Annotated in this window: 13 protein-coding genes; 2 read left to right on the forward strand and 11 right to left on the reverse strand. The window is 71.3% G+C overall.

What is annotated here, in order from left to right:
- Positions 1-3: 3 nt before the first annotated feature.
- The 6 genes from ACFYXK_RS03660 to ACFYXK_RS03685 form a co-directional block, all read right to left on the reverse strand.
- Positions 4-552 carry a hypothetical protein gene (locus tag ACFYXK_RS03660; RefSeq protein ID WP_389409637.1) on the reverse strand — a complete coding sequence of 183 codons (549 nt, stop codon included), beginning with the start codon at positions 550-552 and terminating at the stop codon, positions 4-6.
- A gap of 77 nt (positions 553-629) precedes the next feature.
- On the reverse strand, positions 630-1,907 hold the full coding sequence (locus tag ACFYXK_RS03665) for a glutamate-5-semialdehyde dehydrogenase (RefSeq protein WP_389409638.1): 1,278 nt from the start codon (positions 1,905-1,907) through the stop codon (positions 630-632).
- Between the two features lie 94 nt (positions 1,908-2,001).
- A complete protein-coding gene (locus ACFYXK_RS03670) occupies positions 2,002-2,421 on the reverse strand; it encodes a hypothetical protein (protein ID WP_078613336.1) in 420 nt (139 codons plus the stop codon).
- 61 nt (positions 2,422-2,482) lie between these two features.
- On the reverse strand, positions 2,483-3,610 hold the full coding sequence (gene proB, locus ACFYXK_RS03675; protein WP_389409639.1) for a glutamate 5-kinase: 1,128 nt from the start codon (positions 3,608-3,610) through the stop codon (positions 2,483-2,485).
- An 89-nt stretch (positions 3,611-3,699) separates the two neighbouring features.
- Positions 3,700-4,122, reverse strand: coding sequence for a GtrA family protein (locus ACFYXK_RS03680; RefSeq protein WP_383515622.1), 423 nt, complete (start codon positions 4,120-4,122; stop codon positions 3,700-3,702).
- A gap of 3 nt (positions 4,123-4,125) precedes the next feature.
- Positions 4,126-5,154, reverse strand: coding sequence for a glycosyltransferase family 2 protein (locus ACFYXK_RS03685; protein ID WP_389409640.1), 1,029 nt, complete (start codon positions 5,152-5,154; stop codon positions 4,126-4,128).
- A gap of 158 nt (positions 5,155-5,312) precedes the next feature.
- Between ACFYXK_RS03685 and ACFYXK_RS03690 the strand changes: the two genes are divergently transcribed.
- Both ACFYXK_RS03690 and ACFYXK_RS03695 read left to right on the forward strand, forming a co-directional pair.
- The gene (locus ACFYXK_RS03690; protein WP_389409641.1) at positions 5,313-8,201 is read left to right on the forward strand and encodes a CDP-glycerol glycerophosphotransferase family protein; all 2,889 of its coding nucleotides are present in this window, start codon (positions 5,313-5,315) and stop codon (positions 8,199-8,201) included.
- A complete protein-coding gene (locus ACFYXK_RS03695; protein WP_389409642.1) occupies positions 8,198-9,391 on the forward strand; it encodes a glycosyltransferase in 1,194 nt (397 codons plus the stop codon). Before ACFYXK_RS03690 ends, ACFYXK_RS03695 begins: the two co-directional genes overlap by 4 nt.
- An 84-nt stretch (positions 9,392-9,475) precedes the next feature.
- Here the strand turns inward: ACFYXK_RS03695 and galE are convergent, their stop codons facing one another.
- The 5 genes from galE to rplU form a co-directional block, all read right to left on the reverse strand.
- The gene (gene galE / locus ACFYXK_RS03700; RefSeq protein ID WP_389409643.1) at positions 9,476-10,477 is read right to left on the reverse strand and encodes a UDP-glucose 4-epimerase GalE; all 1,002 of its coding nucleotides are present in this window, start codon (positions 10,475-10,477) and stop codon (positions 9,476-9,478) included.
- Between the two features lie 78 nt (positions 10,478-10,555).
- On the reverse strand, positions 10,556-12,175 hold the full coding sequence (locus tag ACFYXK_RS03705; protein WP_389409644.1) for a glycosyltransferase family 2 protein: 1,620 nt from the start codon (positions 12,173-12,175) through the stop codon (positions 10,556-10,558).
- Between the two features lie 77 nt (positions 12,176-12,252).
- Positions 12,253-13,698, reverse strand: coding sequence for a GTPase ObgE (gene obgE, locus ACFYXK_RS03710; RefSeq protein ID WP_389409645.1), 1,446 nt, complete (start codon positions 13,696-13,698; stop codon positions 12,253-12,255).
- 177 nt (positions 13,699-13,875) lie between these two features.
- Complete coding sequence (gene rpmA, locus ACFYXK_RS03715; RefSeq protein ID WP_008738950.1) at positions 13,876-14,130, reverse strand: 50S ribosomal protein L27; 255 nt, start codon at positions 14,128-14,130, stop codon at positions 13,876-13,878.
- A gap of 13 nt (positions 14,131-14,143) precedes the next feature.
- Positions 14,144-14,464 (reverse strand): 50S ribosomal protein L21, encoded by a 321-nt coding sequence (gene rplU, locus ACFYXK_RS03720; protein ID WP_030159347.1) that lies wholly within the window; start codon positions 14,462-14,464, stop codon positions 14,144-14,146.
- Between the last annotated feature and the right edge of the window lie 370 nt (positions 14,465-14,834).

A 14,834-nucleotide genomic window follows, 5' to 3' on the forward strand; every position in this document is an offset into this window, starting at 1 on the left:
CCTTCAGGGTTGGCGGCCGACGGGGTACATAAACGCTCCGGCGCCGCTGACTTCCGTCAGCGGGGTGCTGGCGGGCGCGGGAGCGTGGTCCGCGTCGCTCGAGGCGCTGCGGTAGACGGCGCTGAAGGCGAGGGCGACCATGCCGAGGCCCATCACGAAGGCGAGCACCCAGGCGACCGGGCGCAGCCAGGGCGAGCGGCCCCGGTAGGGGCGCAGGGCGCCGCCGTAGGCCCCGTACGGGCCTTCCGCGTACCCGGGGCCGTGTTCCCAGCCGGGTTCGTCGATGCCGTACCCGTCGGGACGGCCGTAGCCGTAGCCGTCGTAGTCGTCGTCGGAGGTCCAGCCGCCGGCGACGGCGCGGGCGGCCTCCGCCTCCGCGCGCGCCCGGTCGGCGGCCCGCTGGCGCTCTGCGGCGCTCGGTTCATGAATCTCGGCGTTCCGGACGAAGTCCTCGTCGAACACCACGGAGGCGAAGTCCTGATCCGCGCCTCCGCGGTCGTCGCTGTCGGGCTCCCCGTCGTCCGGGAACTTGCCCCCCACGTCGTCCGGCACGGCAACAGCCTAGACCTGAGGGGCAGCTTTGGGCAGGGTGTCCGCCGAAATCCGGCCACCCGGTGTTCCGGCTCCGACTACCGAACGTGACCGTCGCCCGTGACGATGTACTTGGTGGAGGTGAGCTCCGGGAGGCCCATCGGGCCGCGGGCGTGCAGCTTCTGGGTGGAGATCCCGATCTCGGCGCCGAAGCCGAACTGGCCACCGTCGGTGAACCGGGTGGAGGCATTTACGGCGACCGTGGTCGAGTCGACCAGCTGGGTGAAGCGGCGGGCGGCGGCCTGCGAGGTGGTGACGATCGCCTCGGTGTGGCCGGAGGTCCAGCGGCGGATGTGGGCGACGGCGTCGTCGAGGGAGTCCACGACGCCGGCGGCGATGTCGTAGGAGAGGTACTCGGCGGCCCAGTCCTCGTCGGTGGCGGGGAGCGCGGTGGCCTTGGAGTTCTCGGCGGCCGCGAGGACCCGGGCGTCGCCGTGGACGGTGACGCCGGCGTCGGCGAGGGCGTCGAGGGCGCGCGGCAGGAAGGCGTCTGCGATGTCGCGGTGGACGAGGAGCGTCTCGGCGGAGTTGCAGACGGAGGGCCGCTGCGCCTTGGAGTTGATGAGGATGTCCACGGCCATGTCGAGGTCGGCCTGGGCGTCCACGTAGACGTGGCAGTTGCCGGTACCGGTCTCGATGACCGGGACGATGGACTCCTCGACGACGGTCTTGATGAGGGAGGCGCCGCCGCGCGGGATGAGGACGTCGACGAGGCCGCGGGCGCGCATCAGCTCGCGGACGGAGTCGCGCGACTCGCCGGGGACCAGCTGGATCGCGTCGGCGGGCAGGCCCGCGCTCTCGACGGCGTCGCGCAGGATGGCGACGAGGGCGCTGTTGGAGGCGTACGCCGAGGAGCTGCCGCGCAGCAGGACCGCGTTGCCGGACTTGAGGCAGAGGGCGGCGGCGTCGACGGTGACGTTGGGGCGGGCCTCGTAGATGATGCCGACGACGCCGAGCGGGACGCGGATCTGGCGCAGGTCGATCCCGTTGGGGAGGGTCGAGCCGCGGACGACCTCGCCGACGGGGTCGGGGAGGGCGGCGACGTCGCGGACGTCCGAGGCGATGGCGCGGACGCGCTCGGGGGTGAGCGTGAGGCGGTCGATGACGGTCTCGCTGGTGCCGGCGGCGCGGGCCTTGTCGGTGTCGACGGCGTTGGCGGCGACGATCTCGGCCGTACGGGCCTCCAGGGCGTCCGCGATGGCCAGCAGCGCGGTGTCCTTGGCGGACCGCGGGAGGGGCGCGATGGCCGCGGCGGCGGTGCGGGCCGCCTGCGCGGTGGCGATCACGGGCGAGGGGGAGGCGTCGAGCGAGGTCATGCCGCCCAGGGTAATCCCCGGCCCGGTCCCGGCCGACGGGGTTCCACCCCGCGAGACGACGGCCGCGGGGTCCGCTGCGCGGGGCCTCTCCCCGCTAGTACGGGTGGACCCCGACCGGGTGGGCCGGGGGTGGGCCGTAGCCCTCTGCCACGCGGAGGTGGTACGTCGCGCGGTCGATGACCTCGAGGCCGACGATCTCCCACGGCGGGAGCTGCGCCGAGGAGCGGTGTTCGCCCCACAGGCGCAGGGCGACGGCCGCGGCGTCGTGGAGGTCGCGGGCCTCCTCCCAGTACCGGATCTCGGCATGGTCGTCGGCGTACCGGCTGGTGAGGAGGAAGGGGTGGTCGTGGGCCAGCTGTTCCAGCCCGCGCCGGACCTCCGACAGCGGCGCCGGCTTGCCCGAGACGCTCAGGGTGACGTGCCAGAGGCGGGAGGCTTCGTCCTGCTCGCCGTCCCCGCCACCGCTGATGCTGGTCAGCGCTCGTCTCACCAGCCCGCCTCCTGTCTGCGCCATGCCTGTCCGCCCCTCACAGTTGACCAGTCCCCGGCCCGCCGCGCGGCGGTTTTACCGAACCTCAGCCCTGCAGCAGGACCAGATCGTCGCGGTGTACGACCTCGCGCTCGTACTCCGGGCCGAGTTCCTTCGCGAGCTCGCGGGTGGAGCGGCCGAGGAGCTGCGGGAGTTCCTTGGCGTCGAAGTTGACCAGCCCGCGGGCCACGGCGCGGCCGTCGGGCGCGCGCAGTTCCACCGGGTCGCCGGCGACGAAATCTCCCTCGACGGCGGCGATCCCGGCGGGCAGCAGGGAGCTGCCGCGCTCGGTCACCGCGCGGACGGCGCCCTCGTCCAGGACCAGGTGCCCCTGCGGGGTCGAGGCGTGCTGGAGCCACAGCAGCCGGTCCGCCGAGCGGCGGCCGGTGGCGTGGAAGTGCGTGCCGGTGGGCCGCCCGGCCAGGGCGTCCGCGGCCTGGCTCGCCGAGGTGAGGACGACCGGGATGCCGGCCGCCGCCGCGATCCGCGCGGCCTCGACCTTGGTGACCATGCCGCCGGTGCCCACGCCCGCCTTGCCCGCGCTGCCGATGGAGACGTGCGCGATGTCCTCGGGGCCGTGCACCTCGTCGATGCGGGTGGTGCCGGGCAGCGACGGGTCGCCGTCGTACAGGCCGTCCACGTCGGACAGGAGGACGAGGAGGTCGGCGCGGACCAGGTGGGCGACGAGGGCCGCGAGCCGGTCGTTGTCGCCGAAGCGGATCTCGTCCGTGGCGACGGTGTCGTTCTCGTTGACCACCGGCAGGGCGCCCATGGCCAGGAGCTGGTCCAGGGTCCGGTACGCGTTGCGGTAGTGGGCGCGCCTGCTGGTGTCGTCGCTGGTCAGCAGTACCTGGCCGACGCGGACTCCGTACCGGGCGAAGGAGGCGGTGTACCGGGCGACGAGCAGCCCCTGCCCGACGCTGGCGGCGGCCTGCTGCCGGGCCAGGTCGGTCGGGCGGCGGCGCAGGCCGAGCGGGGAGAGTCCGGCGGCGATGGCTCCGCTGGAGACGAGGACGATCTCCTTCTCGCCGCCGCTGCGGGCCTTGGCCAGTACGTCGACCAGGGCGTCCACCCGGTCGGCGTCGAGTCCGCCGGCCGCGGTGGTCAAGGAGGAGGATCCGACCTTGACCACGATCCTGCGGGCGTCCACGACACCTTGCCTAGCCGCTGACACGTCTGTCCCCTTGCCCCTTGCCGGTACGTCTGCCACCTCAATCTACGGGGTGCCCCGGACCGGCCGCTCAGGGGTTTCAGACGGTGGACTCAGCCCGCGGACCCGCTGCGGGCCGGCTCCGGGTTCTCCGTCTGTGCGGCGGCGCCCGGAACCAGGATCTTGCGGGACAGCAGGAAGGTGAACGGGATGGCCACGACGGCGGCCACGAGCGGGGCGATCCGGGTGTCGAGCCCGGCCCAGGTCACCAGGGCGTAGAGCCCGGCGGACTGGATCACGTAGTTCGTGACGTTCGTCAGGGGGAAGAGGAGGAACTTCTTCCAGGTGGGCTTGGTCCGGTAGGTGAAGTAGGTGTTCATGAAGAACGAGCCGACCATCGCCAGCAGGAAGGCGAGGGTGTAGGCGAGGAAGTACGGCATCCACGGGTGCAGGAGCAGGTAGATGGCGAAGAACGTGCCGGTGTTGACCGCGCCGACGAGGCCGAAGCGGAAGATCTGGCCCAGCTGTGTGCGCATGGTTCAGCGCACCTCGGGCTCGGCGGAGACCGTCAGGCGCGAGGCGGACAGGCCGCCGCGTTCGCGTTCCGCCTGGACCCGGGTGGTGTCGGGCCGGGCCTGCGCGTCCGCGCCGTGCGCCTCCTTGACCAGGAAGTGCGGGCGGCGCTTGGTCTCGTAGTAGATGCGGCCGATGTACTCGCCGATCAGACCCAGCATGATCATCTGCACGCCGCCGATGCCGACGATGATCGCCACGAGCGTGACGTAACCGGGGGCGTCGACCCCGTGGGTCATGGCCATGACCGCGATGTACAGGGCGTACAGGGCGGTCAGCGCGACCAGGGACACGCCGGCCCAGATGCCGATGCGCAGCGGCCGGTTGTTGAAGGAGATCAGCCCGTCCATGGCGTAGTTCAGCAGGGAGCCGAACTTCCACTTCGTCTCGCCGGCCTCGCGCTGGGCGTTGCGGTAGTCGAAGTGGACGGTGTCGAAGCCGATCCAGGAGAAGAGGCCCTTGGAGAAGCGGTTGTACTCCGGCAGCGACAGCAGCGCGTCCACGGCCGGCCGGGACAGCAGGCGGAAGTCCCCCACGCCGTCGGTGAGCTCCACGTCGACCCAGCGGTTGACGCCCCGGTAGTAGAGGCGGCTGAGCGCGGAGCGGACCTTCTTGTCGCCCTCGCGCGTGCGGCGGGCGATGATCTGGTCGTGGCCCTGCCGGTAGTAGTCGAGCATGGTGGCGATGAGCTCCGGCGGGTGCTGGAGGTCGGCGTCCATGATCACGACGGCGTCGCCGGTCGCTTCGCGCAGGCCGGCGAGCATGCCGGCCTCCTTGCCGAAGTTGCGGCTGAAGGAGACGTACCGGGTACGGTCACCGTGTTCGGCGGCGATCTTGCGGAGCTTGGCGAGGGTCCCGTCCCGGCTGCCGTCGTCGACGTAACAGACCTCGTACTCGACGGGCAGGGAGTCCAGGACCCTGCGGATCTCCACGTCGAAGCTGTCGATCACGGCTTCTTCGTTGTAGCAAGGGACGACTACGGACAGCTTCGTCATGAACACTTCCTGCTGGGTCCGAACGGGTGATTGTCGGCGACCGGACCCGCCACACACCTCTTCCTTAGAAGTATGCACGCCGAGGGTCGGCCTGCCGGATCCGAGCGCGGCACACGGTAGCTTTGACGGGTTAAGCGGAATGGAACGAAGGGATCGAGGTGCACGTGCCTGACGTCTCCGTGGTCGTCATCGTCTACAACGACGCAGAGCGTCTGCCGACAGCAGTCCAGTCGGTTTTGGACCAGACCCTGCACGGGGTCGAAGTCGTGATCGTCGACGACTGCAGCAAGGACCGGTCGTACGCGATCGCCCAGGAGCTCGAAGCTGCGCACCCGGGGAGGGTGCGCGCCTTCCGGCTGCCCGAGAACAGCGGCGGCTGCGGCGCCCCGCGCAACCACGGCATCCAGCAGGCCACCGGCACGTACGTCATGTTCCTGGACAGCGACGACGTGCTCGAACGGAACGCCTGCCGGAACATGCTGGCGGCGGCCGAGCGGACCGGCTCCGACCTGGTCTCCGGCATGTGCGTGCGCGTGCACCTCGACAACCGGTGGGGCAAGACCACCGAGTGGTACCCGTGGATCTACTCCCGCACCCGCACGCTGGAGTCGATCACCGAGGACCCCGACCTGCTGGTCTACGACACCCTCTCCACGAACAAGTGCTACCGGCGCGCGTTCCTGCTGGAGCAGGGCCTGGAGTTCCCGGTCGGCATCCACTACGAGGACCTGCTGTTCTCCGCGCAGGCCTACGTCGCCGCCCGCCGCATCACGCTGATCCCGAACCACGTCTACTACTGGAACGTGGTCGAGAAGGCCGCGGCGAAATCGATCAGCAACCGGCGCCACGAGATCGCGAACTTCGTCCACCGGATGGAGATCCACCGCCGCGTCGACGAGCTGCTGGCCGCCAAGGGCTACACGGACATCAAGTCCGCCAAGGACGCCAAGTTCCTCAAGCACGACCTGGTGCTGCACCTGCGCGACCTGCCCCTGCTGGGCGACGCGTACCGCCAGGAGTTCGCCCGCCTCGCCAACGGCTACCTGGCCGGCATCGACCCGGCCGCGTACGAGCACGTCACGTACCTCCAGGCGATCTGCGCCTACCTGCTGGGCAAGGAGGACTGGGACAACCTGCTCCCGGCCGCCGACGCCATGACCAACAAGGGCCGGCTGTCCTCGCCGCTCGCGGAGCGCGACGGGCGCGTCTACTGGTGCGCGCAGCACATCGACGACCCCGACGGCGCCGAGGCAGCCGAGGCCCGCCGGATACTGGACGTCACCGAGCAGGGCTTCCACACCACCCCGCTCACCTCCCTCTCGCTGGGCAACCGGCTCACCTCGTACGAGGACGACGGACGCGGCACCGTCACGCTCTCGGGCGCCGTGGTGAACCCGCTGGGCCGGATCAGCCCGGAAGCGGAACTGGGGGCCACGCTGGAGTTCCGGGCCCGCCGGCAGATCGGCGTGCGCTCCTTCAGCTTCCCGGCGGCAACCGTGCGCCATGCCGGTGACACGATCGAGTGGACCGCCACGGCCGACATCGCCGGCACCGTCCGTCCCCTCGGCATCATCGACGCCGTCTGGGACGTCCGCCTGAAGCTGACCGCCGGCGGCGAGCGCCTGACCACCCGGGTCTCCGTCGGCGGGGTCGACCTGGAATCCGCGGCCCGCCTGCGCGTGCGCCCGCGGCTGACCCGGCTGGTCTCCGACCGCTTCGAGCCGGAGGTGACCAAGAAGGGGAACCTCTCCTACGTCCTGACGGCCGAGGGCGCCGCCGCCGTCCGCACCCAGACGCTGATCAGCAGCGCGATGCACGGCAAGGCCGCCGGCGTGGTCAAGCGGGGCCTGCGCAAGGCCCTGCGGGCCCGCCGCAACCTCGGCTCGGGCGAGCAGAAGGTGAAGGTCTACCACGAGGTCTTCTCGAAGCTGCCGATCAAGAAGGGCACGGTCGTCTTCGAGAGCCACATGGGCAAGCAGTACAGCGACAGCCCGAAGGCGATCTACGAGGAAATGGTCCGCCAGGGCGTCCCGTTCGAGGCGATCTGGTCGTACGCGGGCGGCAAGCCCACCGGCTTCCCCAAGGAGGCCACCCTGGTGCGCCGCTGGAGCTGGCCCTACCTGCGCGCGCTGGCGCAGGCCGAGTTCTGGGTCGACAACCAGGGCTTCCCCCTCGCCCTGACCAAGCGCGAGGGAACCACGTACATCCAGACCTGGCACGGCTCCGCGCTCAAGCGCATGGGCTTCCACGAGCCCCGCACCAAGGCGCAGGGCAAGGCCGGCCAGGACAAGTTCCAGGCGGCCGTCAACCGCTTCGACCACTTCCTGATCCGCTCCGAGCACGACACCCGCACCCTCGCCAAGGGCTTCCGGCTGCGCGACGAGGTGCTGCTGCGCACGGGCTACCCGCGCAACGACGCCCTGGTCGAGGCGCAGCGGGCCGAGGCGCAGAGCGGGGAGCGGGTGCGCGGTCCGCTCGCCGCCGAGCTGGGCATCGACCCGGAGAAGAAGGTGCTGCTGTACGCGCCGACCTTCCGGGCGAACGCGGACGGCGCGGTGGAGGGCTTCGAGTTCCCCTTCGACGTGGAGGAGTTCGCCGACCGGCTCGGCGAGCGCTTCACGCTGCTGGTGCGCACCCACTACCTCAACAGCGTCACGCTGCCGCCCTCGGTCGCGGGCCGGGTGATCGACGTGTCCCGGCACCACGACATCACCCCGCTGCTGGCGCTCGCCGACGGGCTGATCACCGACTACTCGTCCGTGATGTTCGACTACTCGGTCCTGGACCGGCCGATGCTGTTCTTCGCGTACGACTACGAGAAGTACGCCACCGACATCCGCGGCACGTACTTCGACCTGAAGGAGAAGGCGCCCGGCCCGGTGGTGGCCACGGCCGACGAACTCCTCCAGGCCCTGGCCGCCTTCGACGAGGCGGACGCCAAGTACGCGGAGGCGCGGCAGCGCTTCCTCACCGAGTTCGGCGAGTACGACCGCGGGGACGCGGCCCGCCAGATCGTCGAGAAGTTCTTCACCAGGAGCGGCAAGTGAGCCAGCAGACCGCCGAGTCCGGCCCGCGCGACGAACAGCCCGGCGGCCGTGACGTCTTCATCGTCTCCAACAGCGTCGACGAGCTCGGCGGCGTGACGACCTGGTCGCACCAGATGGCCCGGCTGTTCACCGACCGCGGGCACCGGGTGCACATCGTCGGCATCGCCCCGGTCGCCGAGGAGATCCGCCAGAAGCTGCCGCAGGACCTGCCGTACGCGATGACCACCCTGTACGACGCCCACCCGCCGAAGGCCCGCCGCCTGCGCGGGATCAAGGGCCGGCTGAACGCCCCCGAGCGGCGCCGCCAGGCGGCCCGGCGGGCGAAGATGCGGGCCAAGGCGGAGACGCTGAACGAGCTGCTGCGTGCGGCCCGCCCCGGAGCCGTCGTGATCGTCACGCAGGTCTGGGCGATGGAGTGGGTGGCGCTCGCCGACACCAAGGGGCTCGGTGTCGTCGGCATGAGCCACGAGTCGTTCGAGGCCAGCCAGAAGTCCACCCGCGGCGAGCGGGTCCGCCGGTACTACCCCGAGGTCGACCGCCTGCTGGTGCTGACCCCCGAGGATGCGGACCTGTGGATCCGGGCCGGCATGGAGAACGTGGGCAGCATGCCGAACCCGCTGCCGTTCATGCCGGACTCCCCCGCCCCCCGTACGGAGAAGGTCGTCGCCAGCGTCGGCCGCCTCGCCTTCGAGAAGGGCGTGGACCTGCTGCTCGACGCGTGGGCGGAGGCCGCCCCGCAGCACCCCGAATGGGTCCTGCGGATCTACGGAGCGGGCGTGGAGGAGCCGGCGCTGCGGGCGCACGCGACCGCACTGGGGCTGGACACCTCCGTGGAGTGGATGGGCAGCACCGACGACGTGCTGGGCGCGCTGCGCGGGGCCTCGGTCTTCGCGCAGGCCTCGCGGGCCGAGGGCTTCCCGATCACCCTGCTGGAGGCGATGGCCACGGGCCTGCCGGTGGCGGCCTTCGACTGCGCGCCGGGCGTGCGGGAGATCGTCGAGCACGGCGAGGACGGGCTGCTGGCCCGGCTGGGCAACACGATGGAGCTGGCCGGGCACCTCGACGTGCTGATGTCGGACCGCGAGCTGCGCGACCGGCTCGGCGACAACGCCTTCCGCAGTGTGCAGCGCTACTCCAGCGCCGAGATCACCGACCGCTGGGAAGAGCTCTTCACGTTCCTGGAGCGCTGAGCCCCGCGTCCGCAGCACGAAGCCGCCCGCCCCGGAACGCATCCGGGGCGGGCGGCTTCGTGTCGTTCGCTGCGGCGTACGGGCTCAGCGCTCGACGTGCGGCAGTTCGCCCTTGCGGTTGGCCTCCCAGCCCGCCCAGGCCGAGGTGATCATCTCTCGGACGTCGTGCTTGGCCTTCCAGCCCAGCTCCGCGGCGATCTTGTCGGCCGAGGCCACGACCTTCGCCGGGTCACCGGGGCGCCGCGGGACGACGACGGGCTCGTGGGTGTGCCCGGTGCCCTCGTTCAGCAGCTGCGCCATCTCCCGTACGGAGACGCCCTCGCCGCGGCCGATGTTGACGGTGAGGTCCTTGTAGTCCCCGGTCGCGCCCCACTCGACGAGCTTGCGGGCCGCCACCACGTGGGCCTCGGCGAGGTCCTCGACGTGGATGTAGTCGCGGATGCAGGTGCCGTCCGGGGTCGCGTAGTCGTCGCCGAAGATCCGGGCGCCCTCACCCTTGTCGAAGCGCTCGAAGACCATCGGGACCAGGTTGAAGACCCCGGTGTCCGCGAGCTCGGGCGCCGCCGCGCCGGCCACGTTGAAGTAGCGCAGGCAGGCGGTGGAGATGCCGTGCGCCTTGCCGGCGGCGCGGACCAGCCACTCGCCGGCCAGCTTGGTCTCGCCGTACGGGCTCAGCGGCGCGCACGGGGTCTCCTCGGTGACGAGCTCCACGTCGGGCATGCCGTACACGGAGGCGGAGGAGGAGAACAGGAAGTTGCGGACGCCGGCCGCGGCCACCGCGCCCAGCAGGACCTGAAGGCCCTCCACGTTCTCGTGGTAGTAGAACAGCGGCTTCTCGACGGACTCGCCGACCTGCTTCTTGCCCGCCAGGTGCACCACACCGGTGATCTTGTAGCGCCGCAGGGTCTCGTCCAGGTTCAGCCGGTCCAGGACCGAGCCGATCACCAGCGGGACGCCCTCCGGGACGCGGTCCTCGTTGCCCGTGGAGAGGTCGTCGAAGACGACGACGTTCTCACCTGCGGCGAGCATCGCGCGGACGACGTGGGAGCCGATGTAGCCGGCGCCACCAGTGATCAGAAAAGTCATGCGTATCTCCCTGGGGTCCCCGGACCGGGTCCGGGGTCCTGTCCGAAATCTCGGGCGACCTTGCGATCGCCGCCTGTCTTACTCCGATCCGCGGCCTGCCCGGGCCCGGTGGAGACGGTTGCGTACGAGGCTCAGCGCGCCCGCGGCACCCGGCGCGAGCCGCAGGGCCAGTGATCCTCCGCCCGTGCGGAACGGCTGCGCCAGCAGAACACCGTACCTGCTGCTGGGCAGCGCCCGGCGGTGGAGGAGGTCGTCGAGGGGGCGCGGGGAGGTGACCAGGGAGCTCCCGTCGGCGAACTCCACGCCCACCTGGACGCCCCAGGCCTGCATGCCGCGGCGGCCCTGGCGGCGCCCGGCGGCGGCCACGCCGGTGAGCCGGAACGGCAGCGCGGCACTCCAGCCGTCCCCGTCGGCGGCGGGGCGCAGTTCCACCGGCCGGTCGAGGACGGGCTCACCGCCCGAGCGGGGTACGAAGCGCAGCCGGGCGGTGCGCGGTCCGGCCTCGGTGAGGCGCCCGTACAGGTCGCGCACCCGGATCCGGAGCCGGCCCGCGCCGACCGGTTCGGCGTCGATGCTGACGGGCAGATCGGCCACCGGCAGATCGGCCAGACCGTCCAGGACCACCGGGAGCTCATCGCTCCACACGGGCAGCCCGCCCGGGCCGGTCGCGTACGGGGGCAGCAGCCGCGGCGGCTCGGCGGCGAAGCGGGTGAGCCGCTCCACGTCGGCGGGCGGGGCCGGGGTCGCCAGCAGCAGCCGGACGATCCAGCGGGCGTGCGCCCCGGCGGCCTCGATCGCGGCCTCGTCGAACCCGGCGAGGTAGTCGCGGGTCAGCGTCCACCAGGCGGCCTGGTACTCGGGGTCCTTGCCGAGCTCGCGCAGGTACATGCGCAGGTCGTACTCCAGGAACTTCACCTGGCAGGCGAGGCCCAGCTGCGGGGAGGAGTCGGTGATGATCCGGCAGGCCGTGCGGTGGGCCTCGATCCGCGAGCGCCAGTTGCCGACGTCCTTGCGGTCCAGGGAGATCGACACCTGGGCGGCACTGCGGCGCACGTGCCAGACGTAGACGAGGTCGCCGATGACGGCGATGCGGGGCGCGGCGGCCAGCACGCGCGCGGTGAAGACGAAGTCCTCGTAGACGAACCGGCCGTCGGGAAAGCGGATCGCATGCTTTTCCAGGAAGGACCGGTCGTACAGCTTGTTGACGCAGAGGGTGTCGCGGACCAGCTCGGGCCGGTCCGCGGGCCGCTCGATCACATCGCCCGCGGTGTACAGCCCGGGCATCCAGGGCACGTCGTGGTACTGCGGCAGCTCACGGCGTACGCACGCGCCGACGGTCACCGGCGCGCGGTGCTCCTCGGCGGCGCGCACGAGGGCGTCGGCCGCCCCCGGGGGCAGCACGTCGTCACTGTCGAGGAAGAGGACGTACGGCGATGTCGCGCGCGCGATCCCGTCGTTGCGCGGGGTGCCGCATCCGCCGCTGTTCTCCGTGCGGTGCACGACCTTGAGGCGGGGGTGGACGGCGGCCAGCTCGTCCAGCACCCGCGCGGTGCCGTCGGACGAGGCGTCGTTCACGGCGATCACCTCGGCGACGACCGGGCCCTGGGCGAGAGCCGAGGTAACGGCCTCGCCCACGAGCACGGCGTCGTTGTACGCGATCACCACGACGGAAACGCTGGGAGTGTTGGTGCTGCTCACCCGTTGGATCCTAGGCGACCGGGGTAAACATCACTTCAACTCCGCCGTCCGGGTCACGAGAACGGCAAAGCAGCAGATCAGAAGGGCCGGAATTCGTCGTACTCCTGCTGCGCCGCGTCCCCGCGCTTGGCTTCCTTCTCCTTGCGGCGGGTGGTGGCCGGACGCGGGGCCTCCAGGCGGTGGTCCTCGCCTCGGCGGCCCAGCATCTCGGCGCCGGCCATCATGGTCGGCTCCCAGTCGAAGACGACCGCGTTCTCGTCGGAGCCGATGGCGACGCCGTCACCCGCACGGGCACCGGCCTTCTTCAGCGCGTCCTCGACACCGAGGCGGTTGAGGCGGTCGGCCAGGTAGCCGACGGCCTCGTCGTTGTTGAAGTCGGTCTGGCGGACCCAGCGCTCCGGCTTCTCGCCGCGCACGGTGTAGACGTCCTCGACCTCGTCGTACGTGACGGTGAAGCCGGCGTCGTCCACGGCCTTCGGGCGGATGACGATACGGGTCGCCTCCTGCTTCGGCTTGCGGGAGCGCGCCTTGGCGACGACCTCGGCGAGGAAGTAGGAGAGCTCCTTGAGGCCCGTCCGGGCGACCGCGGAGATCTCGAAGACCTTGTAGCCGCGCGCCTCGAGGTCGGGGCGGATCATGTCGGCTAGGTCCTGGCCGTCCGGGATGTCGACCTTGTTGAGGACGACGAGGCGCGGCCGGGTCTCGAGGCCGCCGCCGTACTGCTTGAGCTCCTCCTCGATGACGTCGAGGTCGGAGACGGGGTCGCGGTCGGACTCCAGGGTGGCGGTGTCCAGGACGTGCACGAGCACCGAGCAGCGCTCGACGTGGCGCAGGAACTCCAGGCCGAGGCCCTTGCCCTGGCTGGCGCCCGGGATCAGGCCGGGAACGTCGGCGATGGTGTAGACGGTCGAGCCGGCCGTGACGACGCCCAGGTTCGGGACGAGGGTGGTGAAGGGGTAGTCCGCGATCTTCGGCTTGGCTGCGGAGAGCACCGAGATCAGCGAGGACTTGCCGGCGCTCGGGAAGCCCACGAGGGCCACGTCGGCGACGGTCTTGAGCTCCAGGACGATGTCGCCCATGGTGCCGGGGACGCCGAGGAGCGCGAAGCCGGGGGCCTTGCGGCGGGCGGAGGACAGCGCGGCGTTGCCGAGGCCGCCACGGCCGCCCTCGGCGGCCACGTAGGTGGTGCCCTGGCCGACGAGGTCGGCGAGGACGTTGCCCTCCTTGTCGAGGACGACGGTGCCGTCCGGCACGGGCAGGACCAGGTCCTGGCCGTCCTTGCCGGAGCGGTTGCCGCCCTCGCCGGGCTTGCCGTTGGTGGCCTTGCGGTGGGGGCTGTGGTGGTAGTCCAGCAGGGTGGTGATCGCCTGCTCGACGACCAGGATCACGTCGCCGCCACGGCCGCCGTTGCCGCCGTCGGGGCCGCCCAGCGGCTTGAACTTCTCCCGGTGAACGGAGGCGCAGCCGTGGCCCCCGTTACCCGCGGCGACATGCAGCTCGACGCGGTCCACGAAGGTGGTCATGGTTGTTCCTCCAGATACATACGGGAATGTCCCAGGCAGGCCTTGCTGCCCATTAAACGTGCCTAAGCGTGCCTATGTGCCAACGCGCCGAGGGCGGACCTCTCTTCCCGGCTCGCGCCGGGAAGAGCTGAGATCCGCCCTCGGGAAGTTACGTACCGCTGATCAGCAGGAGCTGGATCAGGCGGCCGGAACGATGTTGACGACCTTGCGGCCACGGTGCGTGCCGAACTGCACGGCACCCGCCTGCAGCGCGAACAGCGTGTCGTCGCCGCCACGGCCGACGCCCGCGCCCGGGTGGAAGTGCGTGCCGCGCTGGCGGACGAGGATCTCACCAGCGGAAACGACCTGACCGCCGAAGCGCTTCACGCCGAGCCGCTGGGCATTGGAGTCGCGCCCGTTCCGGGTGGACGATGCGCCCTTCTTGTGTGCCATGTCTCAGTCCCTCTTACTTCGCAGCCGTGGGGATACCGGTGACCTTGATCGCCGTGTACTGCTGGCGGTGACCCTGGCGACGGCGGTAGCCGGTCTTGTTCTTGTAGCGCAGGATGTCGATCTTGGCGCCCTTGTGGTGGTCCACGATCTCGGCCTGGACCTTGATCCCGGCCAGCACCCACGGGTCGCTGGTCACGGCGTCGCCGTCGACAACGAGCAGGGTCGAGAGCTCGACCGTGTCGCCAACCTTGGCAGTGGAAATCTTGTCAACCTCAACGATGTCACCAACAGCAACCTTGTGCTGGCGACCACCGCTGCGCACGATGGCGTACACGCGGATCTCTCTCTCACTCGGGACGGATGCTCCTGAAGCCAGCCGCTCAGACGGGCCCCTCTTCTCGACGGGGTCCGCACGGATCCGGATTGGACGAGCGGCCTCTCCTGCGGGCGGTGCCCGGCCGGAGGAAGGTGCTCAGGAGCGCGACGCGCACTAGACGTAACCATCTAGGACATGCCGACGGTCTAGGTTACGGGGCCGGTTCCGGAGGGTCAAACCGGGCCCCGCGCGGCCGTGGGGCCCCCCCCCCGGCGGGGGCCCCCCCCCGGGGGGGGGCCGGGGGGGGGGGGGCGGCGCCGCCGCGGGGGGGGGGGGGGGGGCGGGCGCCCCGGGCGTGTTTGGGGCGCGCCTCGCCCCCGGGGTGGTG

The sequence above is a fragment of the Streptomyces sp. NPDC002209 genome (assembly GCF_042890265.1).
In the GTDB taxonomy this organism is placed as follows: Bacteria; Actinomycetota; Actinomycetes; order Streptomycetales; family Streptomycetaceae; genus Streptomyces.